At 72.9% G+C, this 26,778-nt stretch carries 26 protein-coding genes; 16 read left to right on the top strand and 10 right to left on the bottom strand.

Annotation, left to right across the window (positions count from 1 at the left end; genetic code table 11):
• Positions 1–15 precede the first annotated feature (15 nt).
• Complete coding sequence (locus ACSMTC_RS02535; RefSeq protein ID WP_436557972.1) at positions 16–765, bottom strand: hypothetical protein; 750 nt, start codon at positions 763–765, stop codon at positions 16–18.
• Between the two features lie 574 nt (positions 766–1,339).
• Between ACSMTC_RS02535 and ACSMTC_RS02530 the strand changes: the two genes are divergently transcribed.
• The 4 genes from ACSMTC_RS02530 (at position 1,340) to ACSMTC_RS02515 (ending at position 3,570) form a co-directional block, all read left to right on the top strand.
• Complete coding sequence (locus tag ACSMTC_RS02530; protein ID WP_436557971.1) at positions 1,340–1,723, top strand: hypothetical protein; 384 nt, start codon at positions 1,340–1,342, stop codon at positions 1,721–1,723.
• A complete protein-coding gene (locus tag ACSMTC_RS02525) occupies positions 1,723–2,607 on the top strand; it encodes a transcriptional regulator (RefSeq protein WP_436557970.1) in 885 nt (294 codons plus the stop codon). Before ACSMTC_RS02530 ends, ACSMTC_RS02525 begins: the two co-directional genes overlap by 1 nt.
• 94 nt (positions 2,608–2,701) lie before the next feature.
• Entirely contained in the window at positions 2,702–3,091 is a 390-nt protein-coding gene (locus tag ACSMTC_RS02520; RefSeq protein WP_436557969.1) for a roadblock/LC7 domain-containing protein, read from the top strand.
• A 104-nt stretch (positions 3,092–3,195) separates the two neighbouring features.
• A complete protein-coding gene (locus ACSMTC_RS02515; protein ID WP_436557968.1) occupies positions 3,196–3,570 on the top strand; it encodes a hypothetical protein in 375 nt (124 codons plus the stop codon).
• Between the two features lie 118 nt (positions 3,571–3,688).
• Here ACSMTC_RS02515 and ACSMTC_RS02510 read toward each other — a convergent pair whose 3' ends face one another.
• On the bottom strand, positions 3,689–5,230 hold the full coding sequence (locus ACSMTC_RS02510) for an MFS transporter (protein ID WP_436557967.1): 1,542 nt from the start codon (positions 5,228–5,230) through the stop codon (positions 3,689–3,691).
• Between the two features lie 417 nt (positions 5,231–5,647).
• Here ACSMTC_RS02510 and ACSMTC_RS02505 point away from each other — a divergent pair, with 417 nt between their 5' ends.
• The 6 genes from ACSMTC_RS02505 (at position 5,648) to ACSMTC_RS02480 (ending at position 12,828) form a co-directional block, all read left to right on the top strand.
• Positions 5,648–6,757, top strand: a complete 1,110-nt coding sequence (locus ACSMTC_RS02505; RefSeq protein ID WP_436557966.1) for a FecCD family ABC transporter permease — start codon at positions 5,648–5,650, stop codon at positions 6,755–6,757.
• On the top strand, positions 6,757–7,533 hold the full coding sequence (locus ACSMTC_RS02500) for an ABC transporter ATP-binding protein (RefSeq protein WP_436557965.1): 777 nt from the start codon (positions 6,757–6,759) through the stop codon (positions 7,531–7,533). Before ACSMTC_RS02505 ends, ACSMTC_RS02500 begins: the two co-directional genes overlap by 1 nt.
• Positions 7,534–7,544: 11 nt before the next feature.
• Positions 7,545–8,558 (top strand): ABC transporter substrate-binding protein, encoded by a 1,014-nt coding sequence (locus tag ACSMTC_RS02495; protein ID WP_436557964.1) that lies wholly within the window; start codon positions 7,545–7,547, stop codon positions 8,556–8,558.
• 150 nt (positions 8,559–8,708) lie between these two features.
• Positions 8,709–9,644 (top strand): oxidoreductase, encoded by a 936-nt coding sequence (locus ACSMTC_RS02490; protein ID WP_436557963.1) that lies wholly within the window; start codon positions 8,709–8,711, stop codon positions 9,642–9,644.
• Positions 9,645–9,757: 113 nt separating this feature from the next.
• Positions 9,758–11,125, top strand: coding sequence for an amidase (locus tag ACSMTC_RS02485; protein WP_436557962.1), 1,368 nt, complete (start codon positions 9,758–9,760; stop codon positions 11,123–11,125).
• Positions 11,126–11,352: 227 nt separating this feature from the next.
• Positions 11,353–12,828 carry a glutamate synthase subunit beta gene (locus tag ACSMTC_RS02480; protein ID WP_436557961.1) on the top strand — a complete coding sequence of 492 codons (1,476 nt, stop codon included), beginning with the start codon at positions 11,353–11,355 and terminating at the stop codon, positions 12,826–12,828.
• 73 nt (positions 12,829–12,901) lie between these two features.
• Here the strand turns inward: ACSMTC_RS02480 and ACSMTC_RS02475 are convergent, their stop codons facing one another.
• The 3 genes from ACSMTC_RS02475 to ACSMTC_RS02465 form a co-directional block, all read right to left on the bottom strand.
• On the bottom strand, positions 12,902–14,227 hold the full coding sequence (locus ACSMTC_RS02475) for a ricin-type beta-trefoil lectin domain protein (protein WP_436557960.1): 1,326 nt from the start codon (positions 14,225–14,227) through the stop codon (positions 12,902–12,904).
• Between the two features lie 314 nt (positions 14,228–14,541).
• Positions 14,542–14,895, bottom strand: coding sequence for a beta/gamma crystallin domain-containing protein (locus ACSMTC_RS02470; RefSeq protein WP_436557959.1), 354 nt, complete (start codon positions 14,893–14,895; stop codon positions 14,542–14,544).
• A 295-nt stretch (positions 14,896–15,190) separates the two neighbouring features.
• Positions 15,191–16,843, bottom strand: coding sequence for a phospholipase D-like domain-containing protein (locus ACSMTC_RS02465; RefSeq protein ID WP_436557958.1), 1,653 nt, complete (start codon positions 16,841–16,843; stop codon positions 15,191–15,193).
• Between the two features lie 397 nt (positions 16,844–17,240).
• Between ACSMTC_RS02465 and ACSMTC_RS02460 the strand changes: the two genes are divergently transcribed.
• A complete protein-coding gene (locus tag ACSMTC_RS02460) occupies positions 17,241–17,888 on the top strand; it encodes an acyl-CoA-like ligand-binding transcription factor (protein ID WP_436557957.1) in 648 nt (215 codons plus the stop codon).
• Between the two features lie 65 nt (positions 17,889–17,953).
• A complete protein-coding gene (locus ACSMTC_RS02455) occupies positions 17,954–19,495 on the top strand; it encodes an FAD-dependent monooxygenase (RefSeq protein ID WP_436557956.1) in 1,542 nt (513 codons plus the stop codon).
• A gap of 73 nt (positions 19,496–19,568) precedes the next feature.
• On the opposite strand, the gene ACSMTC_RS02450 is transcribed toward ACSMTC_RS02455, so the two are convergent.
• Positions 19,569–19,862, bottom strand: a complete 294-nt coding sequence (locus ACSMTC_RS02450) for a hypothetical protein (RefSeq protein ID WP_436557955.1) — start codon at positions 19,860–19,862, stop codon at positions 19,569–19,571.
• Here ACSMTC_RS02450 and ACSMTC_RS02445 point away from each other — a divergent pair.
• The 3 genes from ACSMTC_RS02445 to ACSMTC_RS02435 all read left to right on the top strand — a co-directional run bounded on the left by ACSMTC_RS02445 (position 19,853) and on the right by ACSMTC_RS02435 (position 22,338).
• On the top strand, positions 19,853–20,698 hold the full coding sequence (locus tag ACSMTC_RS02445) for an MFS transporter (protein ID WP_436557954.1): 846 nt from the start codon (positions 19,853–19,855) through the stop codon (positions 20,696–20,698). The genes ACSMTC_RS02450 and ACSMTC_RS02445 overlap by 10 nt on opposite strands.
• An 85-nt stretch (positions 20,699–20,783) precedes the next feature.
• Entirely contained in the window at positions 20,784–21,659 is an 876-nt protein-coding gene (locus ACSMTC_RS02440; RefSeq protein ID WP_436557953.1) for a hypothetical protein, read from the top strand.
• 124 nt (positions 21,660–21,783) lie between these two features.
• On the top strand, positions 21,784–22,338 hold the full coding sequence (locus tag ACSMTC_RS02435; RefSeq protein ID WP_436557952.1) for a SigE family RNA polymerase sigma factor: 555 nt from the start codon (positions 21,784–21,786) through the stop codon (positions 22,336–22,338).
• A 12-nt stretch (positions 22,339–22,350) separates the two neighbouring features.
• Here the strand turns inward: ACSMTC_RS02435 and ACSMTC_RS02430 are convergent, their stop codons facing one another.
• Together ACSMTC_RS02430 and ACSMTC_RS02425 are read right to left on the bottom strand one after the other, a co-directional pair.
• A complete protein-coding gene (locus ACSMTC_RS02430) occupies positions 22,351–23,280 on the bottom strand; it encodes a hypothetical protein (RefSeq protein WP_436557951.1) in 930 nt (309 codons plus the stop codon).
• 74 nt (positions 23,281–23,354) lie between these two features.
• Positions 23,355–24,209 carry an SDR family NAD(P)-dependent oxidoreductase gene (locus ACSMTC_RS02425; protein ID WP_436557950.1) on the bottom strand — a complete coding sequence of 285 codons (855 nt, stop codon included), beginning with the start codon at positions 24,207–24,209 and terminating at the stop codon, positions 23,355–23,357.
• A gap of 89 nt (positions 24,210–24,298) precedes the next feature.
• Here ACSMTC_RS02425 and ACSMTC_RS02420 point away from each other — a divergent pair, with 89 nt between their 5' ends.
• Positions 24,299–24,760: a MarR family winged helix-turn-helix transcriptional regulator gene (locus ACSMTC_RS02420; RefSeq protein ID WP_436557949.1), complete on the top strand. Its 462-nt coding sequence runs from the start codon at positions 24,299–24,301 to the stop codon at positions 24,758–24,760.
• Between the two features lie 30 nt (positions 24,761–24,790).
• Here the strand turns inward: ACSMTC_RS02420 and ACSMTC_RS02415 are convergent, their stop codons facing one another.
• Entirely contained in the window at positions 24,791–25,972 is a 1,182-nt protein-coding gene (locus ACSMTC_RS02415) for a PP2C family protein-serine/threonine phosphatase (protein WP_436557948.1), read from the bottom strand.
• Positions 25,973–26,001: 29 nt separating this feature from the next.
• Positions 26,002–26,610, bottom strand: a complete 609-nt coding sequence (locus ACSMTC_RS02410; RefSeq protein ID WP_436564577.1) for a GNAT family N-acetyltransferase — start codon at positions 26,608–26,610, stop codon at positions 26,002–26,004.
• Positions 26,611–26,778 lie beyond the last annotated feature (168 nt).

Raw genomic sequence — 26,778 nt, 5'->3', positions numbered from 1 at the left:
GTGGCCGGGCCCGGTTCAGTAGCGCTGGGCCTTGGCCACCTTGGCGGTTGCGACCGTGGCCTGCTTGGTGCCGTGTGCGAGGACGGTGCGGTTCTCTCCCGGCGCCACGTCCTCGGTGCCCACCACGACCGACTCGGCGGTCTTGCCCGCGCTGTCGAGGAAGTCCACCTGGGCCGCGTAGTTCGCCTTGGCCGAGGTCGAGTTGTGGACGGTCAGGACCACCGCGGGGAAGCCGTCGGAGGCGGTGGTCGGCACCCCGGTGAGGGTCACGTCGCCGAGTGCGTTGCCGCTGCCGGAGACGCCCGCCAGGGCGGTGGTCGCCATCTGCCTGGACTTCGACACCTGGGCGGACACCGAGGACTCGAAGGCCGCCGCCCGGGACTGCACCGCGGCCGCCGCCGACGCGGCGGAGGCCGAGGCGGCCATGGCCGCCTGCGAGATCAGGGCCGCCGCGTTCGAGGCCGCCGAGGTCGCCTGGGGCCCGCCCAGCTCGGAAGCCTCCGCGGCGGCCGAGGCGGCCCGCCGGGAGGCCTCCGCGGCCGCCGACACCACGGTCGGGCTGATACCGCCCTTGGTGTGCTCCGAACCGCACGCCGCCGCACCCGCGGTCAGGGCGCAGGCCACCGCGAGCAGCGCACCGGCCCGGACCTTCGGGCCGACCACGGCGCGGAGCCCGGCCGCGGTACGGGGGCCGGTCGCGGTGCTGGGGCGGGCCGCCGTCCGCCGGAGCGGGGGGCGGCTTGCGCGCGGCTCGGAATTGTTCATGACGGGCTCCTGTGATCGCTCGGCTGATCCCTCGGCCGGGTACCTGCTCGCGGCTCCAGGCTGCGTTCCCGTGGCGCGGACGGCGCGGCGGGCTGAGCCCAACGAGTGCACGCGGGCACCGGGCAGGTGGCCGGGTGCACCCGGTCCGCCCGCCGGCCACCGAGCGTCCCACCCCTCGCGGGTGCGGCGGCCGGCCAGCTCCGGCGGCCGGGCGGATCCGGGGCGTCCGTGGCGGCTCGCCCGGGCCCGGCGACATCGGTGGTCGGTACACCCGGGCCCCGCCCGACAGCGCCGGTCGGCCGACTGCGGCCGGGCGTCTCCCGGCCCCGGGCTCTGGTCCAGACCGCTCGGCCGTGGTATCAACTCGGCTGCCGGGCCATTGGATTCACGTCATTCGACGGTGGCGCAGCGTCAAAGATTGGTCATATGCCAGACGGGTTTGCCGGAACTCGCATGTTCGGCTGCCGCACACGATAGCGTTTTGTGCCGTCGGGGCTACCGCAGGTGACCACGGTGGTTCCGGCTGTCCTCATGCGGTGGTCGCGCGTGCCTTCGTACGAAGAGGTGAAGCGAGTTGGCGGGAATCGACGAGTGTCTCGTCGAAGCGATGACCATACCCGGAGCGCTGGGCGTCAGCCTGGTGGACTGGACCAGTGGCCTGACCCTCGGCGCGGCCGGGGAGGGCCCGTCCGGCGACCATGACGCGGGCGCGGCCGACGCCACCGAACTCGCCCGCGCCGTCGTCCAGAACCCGTCCTTCGCCGACCCGGACTCCGCCGCCACCCTCGCCGAGGACGTCATCGTCACCTCGCCCGGCCGCTACCACCTGCTGCGCTTCGTGGAGGCCGGCTTCGAGAGCGGCACGTTCCTCTATCTCAGGCTGGACCGTGGCACCGCCAATCTGGCCATGGCCCGGCTGCGGCTGCGCGGCATCGCCGAACGGCTGGTGCTGGCCTGATGGATCCGCAGACCCGCTCGCCCCTGATGCCCCGTCGGCGTCCGGAACTCCTGGCGCCGGGCCGCACACTGGGCGACGTGGTCGCGGCGCTCGCCGCGGAAGGCCGTACCGGGGCGGTGCAGAGCACCACGGGCGTGGTCCACCTGGTCGAGGGCGCGGTACTGCAGGTGGAGAGCGCCTGGGCACTCGATCTGCCGACCCTGCTGGTCCGCTCCGGGCGGATCCCCGCGCAGGACCTGCTGGAGCTGTCCAGGAACTGCGAACAGCCGCTGCCGGAGGCCCTGTTGGGCTCGGGTTGGGTGGGCCGGGGCGTACTGGAGCTCTGCCACCTCACCGCGCTCTCGGACGCCGCCTTCCTCGCCTTGCCCCAGGACAGCGGCCCGTTCCGGTTCCAGCCGGACGTACGGCCGCGGACCGGTGCGATCCGTTCGGTCGAGGTGCGGACCCTGCGGGCCGCGGTGGCCCGGCGGCGGGCGCTGCTCGACCGGGTCTGGCCGTGCCCGCGACTGGACGGTTCCCCGCTGCGGCTGAGCGCGGGCGCGGCGGATCCGGCCCCGGTGCGGTGGAGCCGGGCACAGCGCGCCATCGTGCAGGCCGCGGACGGGCGGCGGACACCGCTGGAGATCGCCCGGCTGCTGGGCCGTCCGGCGTTCGCCACGCTGCTGGACGTCCGCAGGCTCGCCGCCGCCGGGCTGGTCCAGAGCCCGTCCGACCCGGACGACCTCGGCCGCCCCGGCGCGCAGCCGAGGGCCTCGGCGGCCGCCGTGCCGGTCGTGCGGCCGACCGCGCTCCCCGCCGGACCGGTCCGGCTGGACGGTGGTTCGGCGAACCCGGAACTCGCCCTGCTGATCCGACTCCGCGCGGCTCTGGAGGCCCGTCTGTGACCGCTCCGTTCCCCCGTCCGGCCCGGCCCGTCCCGCGCACGGTGGCCGCCGAATGAAACGCGCGTTTCGCCAACTCACCGGAAGGAGGCAGTCCGTGATATCCGAGCACGAGGTGCTGATCGAACTCCGCGGTCTGCGCGCCAGGATCCCGCACCTGGCCGGCGGGCTGGTCGCGACCACGGACGGCCTGGTGGTCGCCCACGACACCACCGACCTTGAACCGGAGGGAATCGCGGCGCTCACCGCCGCCGCGCTCGGCGTCGGCGCCAGACTGACCGAGGCCACCGGGCGCGGTGGCTTCCGCGAGCTGCTGACCCGGGGCGAGTTCGGGTACACCGCGACCTACGCGGTCGGCGCCTTCGTGGTGCTGACCCTGCTCGCCGGGCCCGAGGCCAACGTGGGCCGGCTGCACCTGGAGGCGCGCAAGGCCGGTGCCCGGATCGCGGCCCTCGCGGACACGGCGCTCGGGCGCCTTCCTTCCTGACTTTCCCCCTCCCGCAGGCCGGCCTCCTTCGGCAGGCCTGTCCCGTCCGCCCGGTCGGGCGCGGATCCGCCCCACACCACCTACGACGTAAGGAAGACCAACCGATGGCGAACACCGAGACCGCCCTCAAGGACGTCATGAGTTCCATCGAAGGCGCCATCGGCGTCGCGCTCGTGGACTACGGCAGCGGCATGGCGCTCGGCACGCTGGGCGGTGACGGCACGCTCGATCTCAACGTCGCGGCGGCCGGCAACACCGACGTGATCCGGGCCAAGGCCAGGGTCATGGAGATGCTCAACCTGAACGACACGATCGAGGACATCCTGATCACCCTCAGCGCCCAGTACCACGTGATCCGGCCGCTCACCAGCCGCTCCGGCAAGGGCCTCTTCCTCTACCTCGCGCTCGACCGCAACCGTGCGAACCTGGCCATGGCGCGGCACCAACTCAAGCGCATCGAGGCGGAGTTGGAGGTCTGACCCGCCCGGCACCAGGACGCCGTGCGGCCCGCGACCGGTGGACGGCCCCACCCGTTGCGGCCCCACGGGCCGGCGCCTCGCACCCCGGCGCTCCGGCCCGGCCCAAGGCGTTCGGAGGTCACCCGCGCGGTTCCCCGTGCTCCCGATCGACGCTCACCGCGCTGAGCGGTGCGGCCAGCGACTCCAGGCTGCGGCGTTCCGCGCGGACGCCGATCGCGGCCTCGACGCATCCCGCCGCCGCCATCAGCGCGGCGCCGACGCAGAACGCCAGCGTGGTGTCGGCCGGAGTGCCGCTGCTCACCAGGCCGTTGAAGAGCAGCGGGCCGCTGATCCCGCCGATCGCCGTCCCGACCGCGTAGAAGAAGGCGATGCACAGCGCCCTGGTCTCCAGCGGGAAGATCTCGCTGACCGTCAGATAGGCGGCGCTCGCCCCGGCCGAGGCGAGGAAGAGCACGGCCGTCCAGCAGGCGGTCATGGTGACCGCGTCCAGCCACCCGCGCTGGAACAGGTACGCGGTGCCGAACAGCAGGACCCCTGAACCCAGGTACGTTCCGGCGATCATCGGCTTCCGGCCCACCGAGTCGAAGAGGTGGCCCAGCAGCAGCGGGCCGAGGAAGTTGCCCACCGCGATGACCGCGAAGTAGTAGCCGGTGTCGCCGGTGGGCACGGAGAAGAAGGTGGTCAGGATGACGGCGTAGCCGAAGGTGACAGAGTTGTAGAGGAAGGCCTGGCCGACGAAGAGGGCCAGGCCGAGCACCGTCCGCCTGGGGTAGCGCCGCAGCACCGTACGCGCGACCGTCAGGAAGCCGAGCGGCGGCCGCTGCCGGATCACGATGGTCTCCCCGGGCGTGCTCAGCGGCTCGCTGGTCTCGGCCTCCACCCTCCGCTCGGCATCGCGGACGATCCGTTCCGCCTCCTCGGCCCGCCCGTGGACGAACAGCCAGCGCGGGCTCTCCGGCACGTGCCGCCGCACCAGCAGGATGACCAGACCGAGTACAACGCCGATCGCGAAGGAGAGCCGCCAGCCCACGTCCGTGGCGAACAGCGCGGTGTTCAGCAGTGCGATCGAGGCGAAGGCGCCGAGCGCCGCGCCGATCCAGAAGCTGCCGTTGATGATCAGGTCGATCCGGCCGCGCAGCCGGGCCGGGATCAGCTCGTCGATCGCCGAGTTGATGGCCGCGTACTCGCCGCCGATGCCGAAGCCGGTGAAGAACCGGCACAGGAAGAAGAACCAGGCGGTCCAGGAGAGGGCGGTGACGGCCGTGGCGGCGAGGTAGACCGACAGCGTCACCAGGAACAGCCGCTTGCGGCCCAGCCGGTCGGTGAGCCAGCCGAAGTACAGCGCCCCGCAGCAGGCGCCCGCCACGTAGAGCGCCGCCGCCCAGGTGGTGACCTGCGCGGAACTGATGGCGATGCCGCTGCCCCGCTCGGACAGCCGCCCGGCCATGTTGCCGACGATCGTCACCTCGAGGCCGTCGAGGATCCACACGGTGCCCAGGCCGATGACGATCCGCCAGTGCCAGCTCGACCAGGGCAGCCGGTCCAGCCGGGCCGGTACGCCGGTCCGGAGGTCGCCGCCCGCCGCCCTCGCCGCGCCCACCGGCCCCGAGCCGGATGTCCCGCCCCGCCGCTGCCGACCGACCCCCTCGGGATCCGCCATCGCCGCCTCCCTCATCCCTCCGGTACCGCTTCGGGCGGCCGTGCGTGTACCCCGTTCCCGCCGGACCACAACGGGAGAGCGGCCGGATTCCCCCGGACGTGTGAGGGTCCAGACCGGTCTGTCCGGGGCACATGGGCAACCCACTCCTTACAGGTAAGGCGAGCCTTGCTATGCTTCCGGTGCGTCCCGAGGGGGAAGTTCGGTGAGAATCCGGCGCTGACCCGCAACGGTGAACGGAGCCACGGCCCCGTAAGCCCGATCGCCCTCGGCGGCGCATCGACCTCCCGTCAACTCGCCGCGGAATGCGAGGGGGAAGCCGCACGACGCCGCCGTGCGCGGATGCGTGCCGTCCGCGCCGCCCCGGCGCCGGGTCGCCCCTGCCCTCAGGACGCGGCCCGACCCGAAGGCGCCCTCCCCTTGACCACGCTCGCCGCCGACCCTCCCGCGCCCTCCGGCCAGGAGCGCCCCCGGCCCGCAGCCCCGCCCCCACTGCGCCGGGTCCGGGTGCTGCCGCCGGCCCTCGGCCTCCTCGCCGCCCTGCTGGTCTCCCTGGCCTGCGGGGTCGGACTCGGCGCCGCCGAACTCCCCCTGAGCCACACCCTGCACCTGCTGCAGGCCGGGCTGACCGGAGGCCGGATCGAGGCCGACGAGCTCGCCGCCTACACCATCGTCTGGGAGATCCGCCTGCCCAGGGCCGTCCTCGCCGCCACCGTCGGCGCGGGCCTGGCCGTCACCGGCGTCGCCGTCCAGGCCATGGTGCGCAACGCCCTCGCCGACCCCTTCGTGCTCGGCATCTCCTCCGGCGCCTCGGTCGGCGCCAACGCCGTCCTGCTGCTGGGCGCCTTCGCCTCGCTCGGCGTCTGGGCGCTGTCCGCCTCCGCCTTCCTCTCCGCCCTCGCCGCGATGACCCTGGTCTACGCCGTCGCGCGCACCGCCCACGGCCTCACCCCGCTGCGCCTGGTGCTCACCGGAACCGCCCTCTCCTACGGCTTCTCCGCCGTCACCGCGCTGATGGTCTTCGGCGCCGAGCGCGGCGAGGCGGCACGGGCGGCGATGATGTGGCTGCTCGGCAGCCTGGGCGGCGCCACCTGGAGCTCGGTACCGATCGCCGCGGCCTGTGTGCTGGCCGGGACCGCCTACCTGCTCTGCTCCTCCGGCCGCCTGGACGCCCTCGCCATGGGCGACGAGACCGCCGCCGCCCTCGGGGTGGACGCCGGCCGGCTGCGCCGGCAGCTCTTCCTGGTCACCGCCGCCGTCACCGGCACGGTGGTGGCCGTCAGCGGCGCGATCGGCTTCGTCGGACTGATGGTCCCGCACCTGGTCAGGATGCTGGTCGGTGCGGGCCACCGCCGGGTGCTGACGATCGCCCCGCTCGCCGGGGCCGTCCTGCTGGTCTGGGTGGACATCCTCTCCCGCCTGCTGCTCGCCCCCGCCGAACTGCCGGTCGGCGTGATCACCGCGGTGCTCGGCGTGCCCTGCTTCCTGCTGCTGATGCGCCGTCGCGGCTACTCCTTCGGAGGTCGCTGATGCGTGTCGACATCGAGGAGGTCTCGGTCGAGATCGCCGGTGCCCGGCTGGTCCACGAGGTGACGCTGCGGGCGGGCAGCGGCAGGGTGCTCGGGCTGGTCGGGCCGAACGGCAGCGGCAAGTCCACCCTGCTGCGCTGTGTCTACCGGGCGCTGCGGCCCGCCTCGGGCGCCGTCCGGCTGGACGGGGACGACCTGCACACCCTGTCGGCGCGCGAGGGCGCCCGCCGGGTCGGCGCGCTGCCGCAGGAGAGTTCGGCCGAGTTCGACTTCACGGTCGCCGAGGTGGTCGCGATGGGACGCCTGCCGCACCGCGGCGGCTTCGCGAGCGGCGGGGACGAGGAGCTCTGTGCGGCCGCCCTCGCCAGGGTCGGGGCCGCACACCTGGCGCAGCGCGGCTTCCTGCAGCTGTCGGGCGGCGAGAAGCAGCGGGTGCTGATCGCCCGTGCCCTGGCGCAGCAGCCCCGGGTGCTGGTGCTGGACGAGCCGACCAACCACCTCGACATCGCCCACCAGTTGGAGGTGCTGGCGCTGGTCCGCGACAGCGGGCTGACCGTGCTCACCGCGCTGCACGACCTCAACCTGGCCGCCGCGCACTGCGACGAGCTCCATGTCATCGCGCAGGGCCGGATCGTCGCCTCCGGCACTCCGGGCGAGGTGCTCCGGCCCGAGCTGCTCGCCGAGGTGTTCGGGGTCCGCGCGCACCCGGTACGGCACCCGGAGACCGGCGCCGTCCAACTGCTCTTCGACCGCCTGACCGACCCCGTGCACCCGTGAGGACCGTCCTGATGCGTTCTGCTCCCGCCCGTTCCGCCGCCGTCCTGCTCGCCCTCGGCCTGCTGACCGGCTGCGGTGCCGAGGTCGCCACCACCTCCGACGCCGCCACCGCCTCGGCACACTACCCCGTCACGGTGGAGAACTGCGGCAGCGAGGTCGGTTACCAGCACAAGCCCGAACGGGTCGTCACCAACGACATCGGGCTCACCGAGATGATGTTCGCGCTGGGACTGGCCGACCGGATGGCCGGCTACGCGATGCCCGACGAGAAGGGCGACCTGTCCGGCATCCCGTGGCGTGACGGCTACCAGCAGGCCAAGTGGCTCTCCAAGGACCGGATCACCAAGGAGGTGGTGCTGAACGCCAAGGCCGACTTCGTCTTCGGCGGCTGGAGCTACGGCTGGGACGAGGCCTCCGGCCTCACCCCCGAAGGCCTCGGCAAGCTGGGCATCGCCGCCTACACCCTCACCGAGTCCTGCCACAACGGGCGGGAGAAGGCGCGCGGGGTGATGCCGCCGCTGGACGCGCTCTACACCGACCTCGCCAACCTCGGCGAGATCTTCGATGTCCGGCCCAGGGCCGAGGAGTTGATCGCCGGCTTCAAGGCGGAGGTGGCCAAGGCCGAGGCGGCGGCGCCGAGTCGCAGGCCGAGCGTCTTCCTCTACGACAGCGGCCAGGACAAGCCGTTCACCTCGGGCCGGTTCGCCGGTCCGGACGAGATCATCGCCAAGGCCGGCGGGACCAACATCTTCGGCGATCTCGCCGACTCCTGGACCACGGTCGGCTGGGAGGCGGTCGTCCGGCGCAGCCCCGAAGTGATCGTGATCAACGACTACGGCGACACCGGCGCCGAGGCCAAGAAGCGGTTCCTCAAGTCCTACCCGCCACTGGCCGAGGTCCCGGCGGTCAAGAACGACCGGATCTTCGTGCTGCGCTACGCCGACCTGGTGGAGAGCCCGCGCAACCCGGCGGCGATCACCTCACTGGGGGCGTACCTGCGGACGGTGGCGGCGCAGCCGGAGTAGGAGCGAGCGGCCGGTCGACCCCGGCTAGCCATGGGAGGAGTCGGCCGGGCGGCAGCCGGTCTCGCAGCGGTCCGCGTAGCGTTCCCGGTCGCCAACACCCTTACACCGGGCCCCGGTTGGCGGACCGGGGCGCTGGCGTAGACTCCCCGCATGGCGAACAGCATCTGGGACGAGCGAGACCTGCCCGACCTCACGGGGAAGACCGCCGTGGTCACCGGCGGCAACAGCGGGATCGGCTACCACGAGGTACGGCGCCTGGCCGCCAGGGGCTGCCAGGTGTACCTCGGCGCCCGCAACCCCGCGAAGGGCGAGGCGGCGCTCGCCGCCCTGCGGGCCGCCGTCCCGGACGGCCGGATCGAACTGCTCCAGATCGACCTGGCCGACCTCGACTCGGTACGGAGCGCGGCCGAGAAGGTCGCGGGCACCCTCGACGGGCTCGACCTGCTGATCAACAACGCCGGAGTGATGGCCGTCCCGACCCGGCAGACCACCGCCCAGGGCCTGGAACTCCAGATCGGCACCAACCACTTCGGCCACTTCGCGCTCACCGGGCAGCTGCTGCCGCTGCTCACCGAGCGCCCCGGCAGCCGGGTGGTCACGGTCAGCAGCCTGGCCCACCGGTTCGGCCGGCTCGACTTCGGCGACCTCCAGTGCGAGCACCGCTACCAGGCCTGGGAGGCGTACGGCGCGTCCAAGCTGGCCAACGCCGTCTTCGTGCTGGAGCTGCAGCGGCGGCTCGCGGCGGCCGGGCTCGCGGTCGGCAGTTTCGGCGCCCACCCCGGCTTCTCCGCCACCGAACTGGGCGAGAAGGGCCCGAGCCTCGGCGGTGGCAACCTGCTGTCGACCCCGACCGCCTGGGGGACCCGCCTGCTGGGCCAGCCCGCCGAGCGCGGCGCACTGCCCGTCCTCCGCGCGGCCACCGACCCCTACGCGATCGGCGGAAGCTACTACGGGCCGCTCGGCCCCGGCGAGCTGCGCGGAGCACCCGGGGTGGTCGCCTTCCGGCGCAAGGCCTACGACACCGGGCTCGGCCGCCGGCTCTGGGCGGAGTCGGAGCGGATCACCGGGGTGACCTTCGCGTTCTGACCAGCCGGGCCGGGACTCGCCAAGGGCGCCGTGCGGCCACGAACCCTTGTCCGGTTCCAGGGCTCTCGATACGCTTCCGCACGTTCCGGGGAGCGGAAGCAGGGGAGCAGCGGGTGGCGGACTGGGTCGGGCGGACGGCTGTGGAGATCGCCGAGGCGGTCCGGCGGCGTGCGGTGGCACCGCGTGAGGTGGTGGCCGAGCATCTGGCCAGGATCGAGCGGGTGGATCCGCGGGTCGGGGCGTTCCGCAAGGTCCTCGCGGCGTCGGCCCTCGCCGAGGCGGACGCGCTCGCGCGCCGGGCGGACCTGGCGGCGCTGCCGCTGGCGGGTGTTCCGGTCGCCGTCAAGGACAACCTGCCGGTGGCAGGAGAGGCGACCAGGAACGGCTCGGCCGCGACCCCTGATACCCCCGCCGCCGCCGACCACGAGACCGTCCGCCGGCTGCGGGCGGCCGGAGCCGTGGTCGTGGGTCTCACCAACGTGCCCGAGCTGTGCGTCTTCGGCACCACCGACAGCGTCTTCGGCACCACGCGGAGCCCCTGGGACCTCACCCGGACCTCCGGCGGATCCTCCGGCGGCAGCGCCGCCGCCGTGGCCGCGGCGATGGTGCCGGTAGCGCTCGGCAACGACGGCATGGGCTCGATCCGCATCCCGTCCGCCGCCTGCGGTGTGCTGGGCCTGAAGCCGGGCCGCGGCCTGGTGCCGGTGGATCTCGGGCGCGACGGCTGGCTGGGTATGTCGGAGAACGGGCCGATCGCCACCTGCGCCGCCGACGCCCGGCTGATGCTGGAGGTCCTCGCGGGCCGTGACCCGGGGGGAGAGGACCGGGGCGAGGAACGTCCGCTGCGGGTCGCCCTCTCGGTGAAGTGCCCCACCGCCGGGATCCCGGTCGCCCCGCAGCTGGCCGCCGCCGTCCGCGACACCGGACGCCACCTCGCCGAGGCCGGGCACCGGGTGGCCCGCGCCGAGGCGCCCTATCCGTGGTGGCTGAGCGCCGCCTCCGTCGGCCGCTGGCTGGCGGGGACGGCCGCGGACGCACACGGGCTGGACCCGCGGCTGCTCGCTCCGCGCACCCGTCGCCATGCGACGCTCGGCCGTGCCGTCACCCGGGCCGGACTGGTCCGCCAGTCCCAACGAGCCGACTGGCAGCGGCGCTTGGAGCAGTTCTTCGCGTGGCACGACGTGCTGGTCACCCCCGCCCTGGCACAGCCCGCGCCACCGGCGCGCCGCTGGCACACCCGGGGCTGGACCGGCAACATCCTCGCCAACACCAGGTACGCGCCGTTCAGCCACCCGTGGAACCTCGCCGGCTGGCCCGCGCTCGCGCTGCCGGCCGGACACCACCCCGGTTTCGCCGAGCACCTGCCGCTCTCGGTCCAGCTGGTGGCACCGCCCGGCGGTGAACGGCGGCTGCTCGCGCTGGCGGCGGAGCTGGAGGAACGCCGCCCCTGGCCGCGAACGGCGCCGGACCTGTCGCGCTGAGCCGTACCCGCAGCGCCCGGCGGGCCCGGAACCGGCGGCTGACCACGGAGGTGCGGCCCGCGTGCTCCGCCCAAGCCCATAGCCAGCCGCAGCCCCCGTCGTACGCCACCGTTTCCCGTCCGGACGGCGGAGGCGTACGGTGACGAGACGGCGCCGTACACCGCCCCGCAGCGGCAGGAGAGGCGGCTGGGCCCGGTGTCGTGCGCGCAGGCGCTGGAGGCGGACCGATGGGCGATCCGAAGGCATTCCTGAACAACCCCCGCCGACTCCGCGAACAGCGGGCGGTGGCGGAGCGGATCCGGGACTGGGCCGAGGTCTACCGGGAGCGGGCACTGCTGCCGATCATCGGCGGGCAGGCGGACCGCTGCATGGACTGCGGCATCCCGTTCTGCCACAGCGCCTGCCCGCTCGGGAACCTGATCCCCGACTGGAACACCCTGGTCGCGGCCGAGGACTGGCAGGCGGCGAGCGCCCGGCTGCACGCGACCAACAACTTCCCCGAGTTCACCGGCCGGCTCTGCCCGGCGCCCTGTGAGAGCGCCTGCGTACTGGCCATCGACTCCGAGGCCGTCACCATCAAGAACATCGAGCTGGCCATCGCCGACCGTGCCTGGGAGGCCGGATTCGAGCAACCGCAGCCGCCGGAGAGGCTCTCCGGGCGCACCGTGGCCGTCGTCGGCTCCGGTCCCGCCGGGCTGGCCGCCGCACAGCAGCTGACCAGAGCCGGTCACACCACCACCGTCTTCGAGCGCGCCGACCGGATCGGCGGACTGCTCCGCTACGGCATCCCGGACTTCCGCCTGGAGAAGTACCGCCTTGACCGCAGGATCGAACAGATGCGGACCGAGGGCACCAGGTTCCGTACCGGGGTCACGGTCGGCGGTGAACTGCGCGCCGACGAACTGCGGGCCCGCTACGACGCGCTGATCCTCGCCGTGGGGGCCACCGCGTGGAGGGAACTCCCGGTCCCAGGAAGCGAACTGACGGGTATTCACCAGGCCATGGAGTACCTGCCGCAGGCCAACCGGGCGGTGGCCGGCGACGGCGGACCGGAGATCTCGGCCGAGGGACGGCGGGTGGTGATCGTCGGCGGCGGCGACACCGCGTCCGACTGCCTGGGTACGGCATTGCGCCAACAGGCCTGCGAGGTATGCCAGTTGGACATCAACCCGCGCCCGCCCGGGCGGCGCGCCGAGGACCAGCCGTGGCCGGTGCACCCCAAGGTGTACCGGGTCACCACCTCGCACCAGGAGGCGCGGGAGCTCGCCGGGACGGACGACCCGCGCCGCTTCGACGCCACCACGCTCCGGTTCGAGGGGGACGGTCAGGGGCGGGTGCGCGCGGTGTGCCTGGCCGAGGCCGAGCCGGGGACCAGGCATCCCCGGCCGGGCACCGAGCAGGTGATCGCGGCCGAACTGGTGCTGCTGGCACTCGGCTTCTCGGGCCCCGAGGTCGGCGCCGGTCTTCTCGACCAGCTCGGCCTGGGTCTCGACGCCGCCGGGAACCTCGCCCGGGACGGCTGCTTCGCGACGGGAGCGGACGGTGTGTTCGTCGCGGGCGACGCCGGGCGCGGCCAGTCGCTGATCGTCTGGGCGATCGCCGAGGGCCGCTCGGTGGCCGCCGCCGTCGACCGCTATCTGACCGGCGCCACCGCCCTGCCGGCACCCGTCAGTCCGGTGGACCGCCCGCTCGCCGCCTGGTGAAAAGCGGGCTGCCCCGAGGGCCATAGGGCCCCCGGGGCAACCCGGCCGGCTGGAGTGGCCCCCGCCTACGGGATCAACTCGGCAGCTTCCACTGCTGGTTGGCGCCCCCGGTGCAGTCCCAGATCTCCACCTGGGTGCCCGGTGTGGTGGACCAGCCGGTGTCGTCCAGGCACTTGTTGGACTGGGGGTTGTAGAGCGAGCCGTTGGACTGCGGGATCCAGACCTGGGCCGCGGTGTTGTTGCAGGTGTAGAGGTCGACGGTGGTGCCGTTGGCGGTGCCGCCGCCGTTGATGTCGAGGCACTTGCCGAGCGCATGCAGCGTGGTACCGGCCTGGACGAAGGTCCACTGCTGGGCGGGGGTGCCGTTGCAGGTGTAGACCTGGACGGGGTTGTAGTCGGCGGTGCTCCCGCTGCGGTCGTCAAGGCAGAGCCCGCCGTAGCCCACCACCGGGCCGCCCGAACCGCCGTTGCCGGAACCGCCGTTGGTGGTGTAGGCGGCGACGTAGCCGACGCTCATGGTGCCGCCCGAGGCGGTGGCGGAGGTGGGCGTGGTGCAGCCGCACACGCCGTTGGGGAATCCGCCGCCGATCGCCAGGTCGAAGATGATGGACAGGTTGTGGTCGAAGGCCTGCTGCCACACCGCGGTGCCGACCTGGCTCTCGTTCACGCTGAAGTAGGCGGCCCCGTCCAGGTACCAGGTGATGTTCTCGGCAGCGGTGTTGGTGCGGTCCAGGATCATCGAGTAGGTGTGGAAGCCGCTCTGGCAGCCGGCGCAGGCCCGCAGCCCGCTGCCGATGCCGTTGCCCTCGTTGCAGACACCGCCGGGGGAGGTGCCGCAGTGGATGGTCCCGGCCACCTCGGAGAGGGAGTTGACGTCCTCCATGATGTCGATCTCGCCGTTCTCGGGCCACTGCCCCGGGCCCAGCATCCAGAACGCCGGCCAGTAGCCGGGGCCGCCGGTCGGCTGCCGGATGTCGGCGGTCACCTCCAGCTTGCCGCCGGCCGGTGCGCCGACCAGCGCACCGGGGGTGTGGATCCGGCCGGACGTCCAACCTCCACCGTTGTTCAGCGCGGTGATGTTCAGATGGCCGTTGCCGTCCAGGTGCACATTGTCGGTCGAGTTGGTCATGGTCTCGATCTCGCCGGTACCGAAGTTGGAACCGGGACCGGTGTCATAGGTCCAGTTGGCGCTCGACGGTGCGCTGCCGGCCGGACCGGAGAAGTCGTCGCTGAACACGGTCGTCCAACCGGCCGGCGGGGGTGGCACGGAATCCGCCTCGGCCCGCGTGGCCGGGGTGACCAGGACGGCGAGCGCGGCCAGCAGCGCGGCGACCGTCGAACCGGCCGTCCAGCGGCGCAGCTTGCGGGACGGGGCGTGGGGGATGGTTCGGGAAGGCATGAGCGGCTCCCTGAATCGACTGACGCGGATTCAACTCCTGTGGTGCGGGACACGTCAATGCCGGCCGGTGCCACCGGCGCGCCGGGCGTCGCGGAGTTCGGCGTCGGCGCGACCCGCCCCGTCGGCTGGAGGCCCTGTGTGCGAGGTCCGGGACAAGCCGATGCTGGCCACGCCCGGAAAGGCATGGCCAGCATCAGTGCCGAGCGCTAGCAGATTCACGCTATGGGAAATCCGATTCCCGATCGGGAGGCGGCGGCATCCGGGAATGGACGGTCAGTGGAAATGGCCACCCCGGGAAATCGGCCGACGGCTCGTCACAGGATTTCGATGGCGTTGACCTTCGGCGGACGGTTCGGGAAGGTGATCTCGTGCCACCGTTCGATCTTCACCGAATCGCCGTTGTCGTCGTAGTAGATCAGGTCGTTGTTTCCGGTGGAGATCTTGTCGACCCACCATCCGCCGAAGTCGGTCCTCCCGCGGTTTGCGTAGCAGTCCACGCTCTGTGAGCCGCCGTTGTGCGACCAGATCTTCAGGAAGTTCTCCCCGCCGCGGCAGGCGACGTGGTCGATGGCGTAGGCGTTGCCGGTCGGCACGGTCATGGTGAACGCGGCGGCTGCGGCCAACGCCACGGCCACGGAACGCGCGGCCCTCTTCGTCCTCGAAATCACGGGTTCCCCTTAATTCGAATGTCGAACTGGGAGTTCGCTTCGCAACCGCCGCGGGTGGCACCGTGGTGAACGGGCATTCGATGGCCCCCGCGGTACGGACATTGCGTCGCCACGTGCCTACCGCAATGGTGGTCCGGTAAAACTGCTGCGCATGGAAATCTTCTCCGCAGTTTCCGGCTGGAATGCGTTTTCGAATATTCGGAGCGGATCCACGCCGGGGGAGCCGACGGGTTCGAGTCTCTGACCGGTGCTCGGGGGAACCGCGCACTGCCCGCGGCTCCCCCGAGCGACTGGGTCAGCCGTTGCAGAGGCCCTTGGTGTAGTCCACCGTGGCGGCGTCCTGGGAGTACTTCCACTCGGGGCTGAGCAGCCCGGCGTCCAGCTGGGCCGCGGCGGTCTTGTCCTCGACGATGTAGCCGAAGTCCTGCAGCCAGGCCGGGTACAGGTTCTTGGAGCCGATGAAGAAGGCGGAGCCGTCGACCGAGACCAGCTTGTGGTGCAGCGCGAAGGGCTTGCCGTCGGCCCAGGTGGCGGTCGGCGCGGCGCGGAACGAGGCCAGCTGGAGGTTCTGGCACATGGTGGTCCGCGCCGCTCCGGCGTCGCCGCCGTTCAGCTTGCCGAGCCGGGCCAGCAGGGTGTCGCTGATCTCCGACAGGGACTTGATCTGCGAGTAGCCGCCGCTGCCGACCGCGCCCCGGTTGGCCGGGTCGCTGACCACGATGCGGACCTTGACCCCGGCGGCCAGCTTGGCGGCGAGGGTGTCGTAGAGGCGGACGTCGTAGCGGGGGAGCGGCGGGCAGGTGCCGTTCACGTCCTGCTGGGAGATCTCGATGTGGCTGCCGGCACTGCCGATCAGCGCCCGCAGCGCGTTCTCCTCCGGGTTGACGGTCTCGTAGTCGCGGTCGCCGTTGGTGTTGTCGTGCAGGTTGATCGGGCCGCAGGTGGTGTCGCCGGAGGCCTGCGGGCCGGGCTGGTAGGTGGAGAGCGGGTCCTTGTCGCGGATGCCGACGCCCAGGCCGCCGACCGCGATCACCGGGGTGCTGCCGGTGGCCGGTGCGACGTCCGGGTTGCGGTCCTGCTCCATGGTCGGCATGCAGGCGGCGCCGTTGGTGGAGGCGAACCAGGCGGCCGAGAACACACCGGTGTTCTGGCAGGTCCAGCTCCACAGGGTGTCCAGGTAGCGGCCGGCCGAGGTGGCGGCCGGGCCGGTGAGCGCGAGGTCGACGTCGGACACCGGGTGGGTGGTGTCGATGTAGTCGTCCTTCCAGCCGTTGATGCCGCCGGTGACCACGCTGCGGCCGTCGACCACCAGCAGCTTGGAGTGGTTCCAGGAGAAGGCGGTCTTGGCGGTGGTCATCGAGGCCACCGTCAGGGTGATGTTCGGCGCGGCGCTGCCGAGCTTGCGGACCAGCTCGTCGCGGTAGGAGGTCGGCAGGACGTTGATGTTGTACAGCGGCGCGGCCCCGACCAGGATGCGCACCTGCAGCTTGTTCCCGGCCGCCGCCGAGGCCTTCAGGCCGGCGACGATGGCGTCCTGGAAGGCGCCGTTCGGGAACGGCGCGAGGCTGGAGATGTCGACCGTACGGGTCGCCCCGGCGATGTTCTCGGTCATCTTGGCCAGCAGCGCCCGTGTCCCGGGCCGGTCGGCGCAGTTGGCGTCGCCCCAGCAGCCCGGGGTCTGCAGCAGCCAGCCGCCAGGGTTCCCGGCCGGCGCGTCGAGTGCGTTGCCGCTGGTGCGCTGCCAGACCGAACCCTCCAGGCCGGGCGAGACCTGGCGCAGCGTCGATTCGACGGCGTCCAGGTGCGGGGTGGCCGAACCGGCCGCGGCCGACGGGGCGTCATCCGCGAAGGCGGGGGTGGCGGCGGCGGGTATCGCGCCGAAGATGGCGGCACCGGCCAGCACCGTCCCGGTGAGGCGGCGGAGGCGTCGGGGCTGATGGCGGAACAAGATGTGGTCCTTCGGGGGAAGATCTGAGAGTTAACTGTGCATTTACTTTAAGCTAAGTTGATCTTCAGTCAGTACCCGCCGACTGGCGGGCTCATGACATGGCGCTCGGCTGCTCAACTGATCGGACCTGCGCGGGAATTGGCGGAGTGGCCCGCCGTTCGACGGGGGTGGGTGATGCCTGCCGCCCATGTTTCCTCCGCCTTCGTCGCTTCTGCCGTCGCCGTCGCCGCCTTCGTCGCTTCTGCCGTCGCCGTCGCCGTCGCCGTCGTCGCCTCTGCCGGCGTCCGGCCGGATGGGCTGTCAGTGTCGCGGTAGCGCGGCCTGATGGACGGTCCTTCAAAAACTTGCCGATCCGGAAATCTTGCCGTGACGGCAATATTTTGCCTACGCTACTCGCATGGCACCCGCAGGCGAGACCCGTACCACCGGACAGCCCGGACTCCGCGAGCGCAAGAAGCGGGAGACCCGGGTCGCGCTGAGCCAGGCGGCGATCCGGCTCTGCGTCCTGCACGGCTGGGACAGTGTGACGGTCGATCAGATCGCCGCCGAGGCCAATGTCTCCGTCCGCACCTTCCGCAACTACTTCGCCGGCAAGGCCGAGGCGATCGCAGCCAGCCACCTGGAGCGGATGTTCCTGGTGGCCGAGGACCTGCTCGCCCGCCCGGCCGGTGAGCCGCTCTGGGACTCGCTGCTCCACGCCGTCCTGGGCCGGTTCGCCGGTTCGGAGAACTCCGGGATGGACAACTCGGCGCCGGAGAACCGGCGTTGGCGCGAGGGGGTGCGACTGATGCTGGCCGAACCCGCGCTGGCCGGTGAGATCGTCAAGGCCAACGCCGCCGCCCAGCGACAGTTGGCCGAGGCCGTCGCGCGGCGCACCGGCACCGACGCCGAACGCGACGTCTACCCGAAGCTGGTCGCGGCCGTGGTCGCGGCCGGCAGCGGAGTGGCCGTCGAGCACAGTCTGCGCGCCGGTGAACCCGAGCCGCTCGGCGCGATCCTGGCCCAGGTCTTCGAGCAGCTCGCCGCCGGCCTGCCCGTCCCGTAGCGAGGAGCGGCGGCCAACTCGCTTCCGGTGCCACCCTTTCCCGTTCGCACCAAGGAGACGTGACCGTGACAGCCGATGTGATCATCGTGGGAGGCGGCCCGAACGGGCTGATGCTGGCCTGTGAACTGAGCCTGGCCGGTATCCGCCCGATCGTACTGGAGCAACTCCCGCGGCCCAGCACCGAACCCAAGGCCAACGGCCTGCTCGGCCAGGTGGTGCGATTGGCCGACCACCGCGGCCTGTACGAGCCGCTCAGCGGCAGCCCGGAGCCCCCGCAGCCGAACTCCGCCTACTTCATGTTCGCCGCCATGGGTCTGGACCTCGGCCTGCTGGACGCCAGCCCGGTCTTCGCCCTGGCCGCCCCGCAGCACCGCATCGTCCAGGTCCTGGAGGAGCGGGCCCGCGCGCTCGGCGTCGACCTGCGGCGCGGGCACCGGGTCGGCGCGGTGGCCCAGGACGAGGACGCCGTCACCCTCGACGTCACCGGCCCCGACGGTGAGCAACGGCTCCGCGCCCGCTACGTGGTCGGCGCGGACGGCGCGCACAGCGTGATCCGCAAGCTCTCGGGGATCGGGTTCCCCGGGGTCGGCTATGACCGCCGTACCAACCGCAGCGCCCACGCCACCGTCCCCGCCGACTGGGTCGACCCGGTCAACGGCGCCCTCACCGTCCCCGGCTACGGGCCGGTCCTGCCCTTCCTGCCCCACCGCACCGACCGGGGCGGCTTCTCCTACGCGCCGTTCCCCGGCCTGCCGCCGCTGGTCAGCACCACCGAGTGGGACCAGCCCGCGACGGACGAGCCGATGACCCTGGCCGAGATGGAGTCAAGTATCCGCCGGGTCCTCGGCGTCGACCTGCCGCTCGGCCCGCCGGACGGAACGGGCCCGCATGTGCTGCGGCGGCTGGCCGGCGGCAACACCCGGGTCGCCGAACGGTTCCGCGACCGCCGGATCTTCCTGGTCGGCGACGCCGCCCACGTCTACGCCTCCGGAGGAGGCCCCGGGCTGAACCTCGGCCTGCAGGACGCCGCCAACCTCGGCTGGAAGCTCGCCGCCGCGCTGCGCGACACCGCCCCGCCCGGCCTGCTCGACAGCTACGACACCGAGCGCCGCCAGGCCGCCCGCCGTATGGTGCTCAACGCCGAGGCGCAGTCCGCGCTCACCGCGCCGGGGAGCGACACCACCGCGCTGCGCGAACTCTTCACCGAGCTGCTCGCGCGCAAGGAGGTCGTCCGGCACCTCGCCGACCTCACCGCGGGCACCGACGTGCGCTACGAGATGGGCGTGACCGATCCCCATCCCGCGGTCGGCTACTTCGCACCGGAGTTGGAGCTGACCACGAAGGAGGGGAAGGTCCGTCTCGCCGAACTCGCTAGGAGCGCCCGGCCGTTGCTGATAGACCTGACCGAAGACCACTCGCTGGCGGCAGTGCTGGCGGAAAGTCAGAACGCCGTCGACCCCGTCGTCGCACAGGGTGGCCCGGTCGGCCTCACCGGCCTGCTGATCCGTCCCGACGGCTATGTGGCCTGGACCTGCGGCTCCATGCGCCCGGAGGCGGCCGAGCTGGCCGCCCTGCGGGCGGCGGTCGAGCGCTGGTTCACGGTCTGAGCGGCCGCCGCCCCGCCCTGCGGGCCTGGTGCGACGGATCGTGCCGTGAGTGCCCAGGGGCGGGCGGTGCTCGTCAGTCCTCGGCGACCGGCAGCTCGCGGACCGCCGTGTCGGCGGGCGTGAGCAGCCGGCTGTCGGTGGAGCGGATCTCCAGCGGGGCCAGGGGCAGACCGTCCCGGCGGTCCGTCAACTCGGAGAAGGGCTCGTCCGGTTCGAAGAAGTGCGCCTCCCCACTGGCACAGTGCCACCACGACGGGGAAGAGGGCCTCGGGGTGGTGGTGCAGAGCATGGTCGCCTTTGCGGCCTCGGCCGCCAGGCCCGGCGAACAGGGGCGGATCACCGGCCTGGTGACCAGTGGTGTGGTCACCAGGCATCCTGCTGGCCCGCGCGCTGTCCGGAGCCCTGGCCGACCTCGCGGGCTGGCGGTCGGTCTACCTGGTCTCGGCCGTGCTCACCCTGCTGCTGGCGGGCGTCCTGCACCGGGTGCCGCCGCGCCGTCCGGATGCGGAAGCGGGGCTCTCGTACGGGAGGTCGCTGCTCTCCACGGTGGCGCTGTACCGCCGGGAGCGGCCGTTCAGGCGGCGGGCGGTGCTCGCCCTGCTGATCTTCGCGGCCTTCAGCACGCTGTGGAGCAGCGTCGCCCTGCCGCTGAGCGAAGCTCCGCTCTCCCTCCCGCACACCGGGATCGGCGCCTTCGGGCTGGTCGGTGCGGCGGGCGCGCTGGCCGCCGTACCCGCGGGACGGTGGACCGATCGGGGCCATGCGCGGTGGGTCACCGGCGGCGCGCTCGGCCTGCTCACTCTCTCCTGGCTGCCGATCGCCCTCATCCGGCGCTCGCTCTGGGCCCTGGCAGTCGGCGCCGTCCTGCTCGACCTCGCCGTGCAGGCGGTGCACGTCACCAGCCAGACCCTGATCCAGGGCATCCGCCCGGCGGCCGTGGGCCGGCTGATCGGCGCCTACATGGTCTGCTACTCGATCGGCAGCGGCCTCGGCGCAGTGACCTCCACCACCGTCTACGCGGCGGCCGGCTGGCCGGCGGTCTGCGCACTGGGTGCGGGGATCAGTCTGCTGGCGCTGCTGTACTGGGCCGTGCGTACCCGATCGGAGGTGAAGCGGCACCCAGCCGGCGCCGGCGCGGCAGACGTCCGGCTCGGACACCGGGAAGAGAACCGCGGCCCGGGTGCGACCGAAGCGGCCGCCTGACCCGTCCATAAGGCCGGGGCCCGTAGCCGAGCGGGTCGGCTGGGCTGCCCGACCAGAGGGTCGGAGGACGCGACTGGGGAGTGAGATGGACGATTTCCGTCAGATGCTGAGCGGAGAGCTGTCGCTCGAACCGACGCCGCCCGCGCTGGGCGGGCTGGTCGAGGAGGCTGCCCGGGCCGGGCGGCGTACCCGGCGGCTGCGGAGGTGGACCGCCGTCGCGGGGTCGGTCGCCGCGGTCGCCGTGCTGGCCGGGCTGTGCGGCATGGTGGTGAACCGGGAGCCGGCGGGCCGGGGTGCGCCGGTGGCGCTGGGCGTGGCCGGGGCCGCCCCGGCCACGGCACGGCCGTCCGGCGCCGCCACCGCCCCGGGGGCCTCGCCCACCCCGGCGGTTCCGGCGGACACCGTCCCGAAGGCCGGGGCGACCGGCGCACCGTTCTCCGGCCCGAGCGAGTCCCCGGCCGGTGCCGCCGGCGGATTCAAGGTCCCCGCCACACCCGCCGGTCTGCTGGAGCAGCTGCTGCGGCTGCTGCCGGCCGGTGAGACCGGTCACTACGGGGGGAACCCGGCGGAGGGCGAGGTGCAGACATATCTGACCACGGCGGCCGGAACCGGGATGATCCGGCTGAGCGTCTACGCCGGGGGGAGGGCGCTGACCTGCGACGGGGCAGCGCAGCAGTGCCTGACGGACACGTCCGGCCGCACCGTGCGGATCGACCACCTGGCGGACAACTGCGTACAGAGCACGGTGGTGACGGCGGATCACGGCGACGGTACCGGGGTACAACTCGATCTCGGGACCTGCCTGGCGTACCAGGACGGCGGCAACCGGCCCGGAGTGCGGGTGCTGACGGACGAACAGGCGGCCGCGATCGCCGGGAACCCGGCCCTGGGTCCGCTCCTGGACCGGGCCGTGGTCCAGGCGGGCGAGGCCAGGTTCCCGAACCTGCCCACCTTCTCGTAGTGCCGGGCCGGACGTATCCGGTCCGGCGACCGACCGGCCGCGCTGCGGTCCCCGAAGCCACCGGGGGCCGCAGCGCCTATATCGTTTCCAGGCCGGTGAGCCGGCCAGATCGGGGGGACAACTCATGCGCGGTGAGTCCGAGTTCACTGCCTTCGCCGAGGCCAACGTGGTGCGGTTGCGGCAGATCGCCTACCTGATGTGCCGTGACTGGCATCTGGCCCAGGACCTCACTCAGAGCACGCTCACCAAGATGTACGTCGCCTGGAACCGGATCGGCCGCAAGGGCCCCGAGGACCCGTTCCACTACGCCCGCAAGGTGCTGCTGAACACCCTCCTGGACCACCGCCGGCTGCGCAGCAGCAGCGAGATCGCCGTCGACCTGCTGCCGGACCGGGCCGCCGACAGCGACCCCACCGCCGTACGGCTGACGCTGCTGGACGCGCTCGGGCGGCTGGCCCCGCGTGACCGGGCGATCCTGCTGCTGCGCTACTGGGAGGACCACAGCGTGGAGACGACCGCCGAGATCCTCTCGGTCAGCCCCTCGCTGGTGAAGTCGCGCAGCATGCGGGCGCTGGCCGTGCTGCGCGAACAGCTCGGCAACGACCGCGGGCTGTTCTTCGAGGACTCCGCCGGCGACGGGGGCCTGAGGCTGGGGAGCATCGCGGCCGGCGCCCGCTGACCGGGGAGGCGGTCAGCGCGCCCGGTGGGCGTCGTGGTAGGCGAGCGCCCGCTCGGCCGTGACCGGGGTGAAGGGGTCCAGCGCGGTGACGGCGAAGCTCCGCAGGCGCAGGTAGCGCTCGCCGGTCTCGACCAGGGTCCACTCATGGCGGGTGCGGGCGGTCATCGGCTGGCCGGTGCGGCCGATGCCCACCCAGCCGAAGTCGGTGGTGAACCGGTGGATGCCGTCCGCCCCGGGGGTGATGACGGGGTCGATCAGATGGTGGACGCTGATGTCGACCAGTGCGCCGGCGCCCGCGTACCAGGCCGAGACCTCGTCGAAGGTGTGCAGGACCCGGCCGTCCGAGAGGGTCATGGCGAGGTCGTCGGCCAGGAGCTCGCGCAGCGGCTCGGCGTTCTCGGTGACCTGCTCCAGCAGCGAGCACCAGTAGTGGACGAAGGCGAGCACCCGGTTCTCGGCGTAGGCGTCGGCGAACGGCGCCTCACGGTGGCCGAGGACCCGCTCGGTGAGGGCGCTGATCCGCGGCAGCCACTCGGCCGGGTCCCGCACCAGCTCGAGGTCGTAGCGCAGGTGAGCGGCGCCGTTCAGGCTCGGACCGAAGGTCTCGAAGTCGTGGGTGACCTGGGCCCGGGCGGTGTGCCCGCCGGTGTGCTCGACGGTGACGCCACGCAGGTGGTGGGCGTTGCGCTGGCCCGGGTAGGCGGTGGCGAGGCCGTCCAGGTAGGCCTGGCGTCCCCGCACATCGGGCAGGCCGCTCTCGGCCGGGCGGCGCAGGGCGAAGTCCTCGGTGACCAGCTCGCCGTGGTGGCCGAGGTTGTGCTGCTCGGTCTCGTAGCCGGTGTACCAGCGGTGCACCACGGTGAGCGCGCGGTGTTCGAAGGAGCCCTCGGTGAGGGCGGCGCGGAGCCGGTCGAGGGTGACGTCGGTGGTGGTCTCGGACATGGTCGGTACTCGTCTCTGCTGGGAGGGCGGGGCGGTCGGCTCTTCGGGGAGCGGTCGGTGGTCCGGGGGAGGAGTCAGCGGACCCAGTCACCGGTGAGGGCGAGGACGGCGGAGCCGTCGAGGTCGGAGAGCTTGGTGGCGGCGAAGGTGCGGGCCCGGTCGGAGGTCTGGATCCGGAAGGCGGGGCGGTCCGCGTCGAGGGCGGCGATGACGGACTCGGCGGCCCCGGCCGGGGACTGGGCGTCGCCGAAGGACTTCAGCGTGCGGTCGATGTAGGCCCGAAGGGCCGGGGCGTAGGGGCCGACCGCGGTCAGCAGTGCGGGGATGTCCAGCTGCTGACTGGCGACGAACTCGCTTGCCACCGCGCCCGGTTCGACCACGGTGACGCTCACCCCGACACTCGCCGCGACCGGCGCGAGCGACTCCATGAAGCCCTCGACGGCGAACTTGGCCGCACAGTAGGCCTCGTTGAACGGCTGGCCGACCACTCCGCCGACGCTGGTGACGGTGATGACCCGGCCTCCGGCGGCCCGCAGGTGGGGGAGGGCGGCGCGGGTGGTGGCCACCGTGCCGAAGAAGTTCACCTCCATGGTGTCCCGGACGTCCTGCATGCCGCTCTGCTCGATGGTGCCGACCTTCCCGGCGCCGGCGTTGTTGACCAGCGCGTCCAGGCGGCCGTGCTCGGCGATGACCTCGGACAGGCAGGCGGCGATGCTCTCGGGGTCCACCACGTCCAGGCGCTTGACCTGGATCCGCTCGGTGACGCCCGCCTCGGCGGCGGCCGCGAGCAGTGCGTCGGCCCTGCCCGGATCGCGCATGGTGGCGACCGTGTGCCAGCCCGCCCGGGCGGCCGCGACGGCGGCGGCCAGCCCGATGCCCGAGGACGTGCCGGTGATGAGGACGGTCCGTGTGCCGGCGGGAGGAGTCATGGGAAGCCTCATTCTGGAGATCCGTGTGCGTGCACACACATAGTTACACGTGTGTGTGCGTGCACACAACTGAACGCTAGAATCGGTCCATGACTCGCGCCGACCTGACTCTCGGAGAACTAGCCGCCCGCGACCACGCTTTCTACGGCCTGGTCTGGGCCGGGACCACGCTCAGCGCACGGGTCGACCGGGCGCTGCTCCGTGCCCACGACCTGCCGCTGTCCTGGTTCGAGGTGATGCTCTGGCTGAACGGCCAGTGTGAACCCGTCGCGGCCTCCGATCTCGGCGCCAAGACGCTGCTCAGCCGCAGCCAGGTCTCCCGGGTGGTGGACTCCCTCCAGAGCCGCGGCCTGGTCGAGCGCAGCGCCGCGCCCAACGACGCCCGCTCGATCCGCATCGCGCTGACCGCCGAGGGCCGCGCGGCCTTCGCCGCCGCGAACGCCACCCGCCGCGAGGCCCTGGCCGAGGTCTTCGACGACCTGCTGGACGAGGAGGACATCGCGGCCCTGGAGACGGTGTGGGCGAAGCTGAAGCGCAAGCCGACCGCCTGAACAGGGGCCGTGATCGCGCGGGCCCGGCGGCTACCGGCCCGGCAGCCGCCGCAGTGCCAGGATCGCGGTGTCGTCGCAGAGCCGGCCGCGGGTGTGGTCCAGGACCATCCGCTCGACCAGCGCCACCAGTTCGGTGACGCCGAGCCGATCGCGCACGGCCTCGGTCCCGGACAGCCGGGCGAGGACCGGCAGGAACGCTCCCTGCCGGTCCCTGGCCTCGCTCACCCCGTCCGTGAACAGCAGCAGGCTGTTGGCCCTGCCGAACGGCACCCGCATCGCCTGCGGGGCTCCGCCGACCAGCCCGCCCAGGCCCAGCGGAGGGTGGACGCCCTCGGGGAGCACCCGCACGCCGTCGGGTCCGATGGCCAGCGGACCTTCGTGGCCGAGGTTGACCAGCTCGATCCAGTCCGGGGTGAGACCGTCCCGGGGCGGCGGGAAGCCCACCAGGACGGCGGTGGCGAAACGGTCGTCGGGGCGGCCCATCGCGGCCGAGTAGTCGTTGCTGCGGACCATCCGGCTCTCCAGGCGCTCGGCCACGGTCGCCAGCCGCGGCTCGTGGTAGCCCGCCTCCCGGAAGGTGCCGACCAGCGCCGAGGCCGCCGAGACCGCGCCGATGCCCTTGCCCTGCACATCGCCGAGCAGCGCGCGGGCGCCGTAGGGGGTGGCCAGCACCTCGAAGAAGTCGCCGCCCACCCGGGCCTCGGTGTCCGCGGCGAGGTAGACGCCGGCCACGTCGAGACCACCGGTTCCGGGCGGGATCGGCCGCAGCACCACCTGGCGGGTCGCGTCCGCCGCGCTCTCCACCCGGAGCAGGTGGTGCTGGGCGCGGATGCGCAGCCAGGACACCAGAACGGCGACCAGGCCGCCGACGATGACCAGCGCGTGGTCCATCGGGCCCATCTGGTCGGGATGCGGCCAGGCGTTGTCGAGCCAGGGGTAGCCGACCGCCGCCGCCAGCGCGAACAGGGCGGTGACCACCGGGCCGCACATGGCCGCCGCGATGCCCGGTACCAGCACGATCCAGGTGACGATCCGGAACTCCCCGGAGGAGTTCCAGTCACCGAGCGCGATGACCGCCAGCAGCACGGCCGGCAGCACCCAGGAGACATCCCGGCCCCGGAAACTCATGACCGGCTTGGCACTGCGCGGGGGCGCCAGCGCCCGCAGGCCCGGCGCGCGACGCGGGATGCTCCGGTCCTCGGCCGTGTTCATCGTTCCTCGCGCGCTCCTCTTCCCCTCCTTTATGGCATATCCGCGCCTGGTTTGACCTGCTCTCCGCCGATCCCCCCGGTGCGGTCCAGATCGAGCTGCCAGCGGATCTCGCCGTCCGGCCGGGGACCGGTCGGACGAAGGCCCAGGGCGGCGGCGACGGCGGCCGAGGCGTGGTGGTCGGGGTGGATGTGCGCCACCACGCCGGTGAGCGGCTCCGCGTCGGCGAAGGGCTGCTCGCGAAGGCGGGCGAGCAGCGCCCGGGCGGCCTCGGTGGCGTAGCCGCGCCCCTGCCAGGGGGTGCCGACGACCCAGGCGAGTTCGGCGGTGGAACCGTCGACGGTGGCCTGGACGGTACCGACCAGCCGGCCCTCGTCACGCAGCCGCAGCACCCAGTTCAGCCACAGCACCCCGGCCTCGGGGGAGCCCGCGGTCAGCCGCTGGTAGCGGGCGCGCAGGGCCTGCGGATCGTACGGCTCGCCGCCGGTGAAGTCGTGCAGCCGGGGATCGCCCAGTACCCCGGCCATCTCCTCGGCGTGCTCCACCCGCAGCGGCAGCAGGTCGAGCCGCTCGGTCGACGGGACGTCGAGTGCGGGCGCGGGCCGCCGGCCAGCCAGTGAGCGCGCCTCGACGTGGGCCATCCGCTCGGCGAAGACCTCGCGGGCCTCGGGGGTGAGGGTCCGCAGCGCCACCAGCGCGGCGAAGACCACGTCGCAGAGTTCGTGCTGCACGTCCTCCCAGGAGTGCGTCACGCCCTTGCGCGGGTTCTGCCCGGTGGCGCCGATCACCGCCTGCCCGACCTCACCGAC

The sequence above is a fragment of the Kitasatospora sp. HPM-01-4 genome (assembly GCF_051374625.1).
Lineage (GTDB): Bacteria > Actinomycetota > Actinomycetes > Streptomycetales > Streptomycetaceae > Kitasatospora.
Note: the sequence above shows the minus strand (reverse complement) of the source record. Positions and strands in the feature narration are given on the sequence as shown.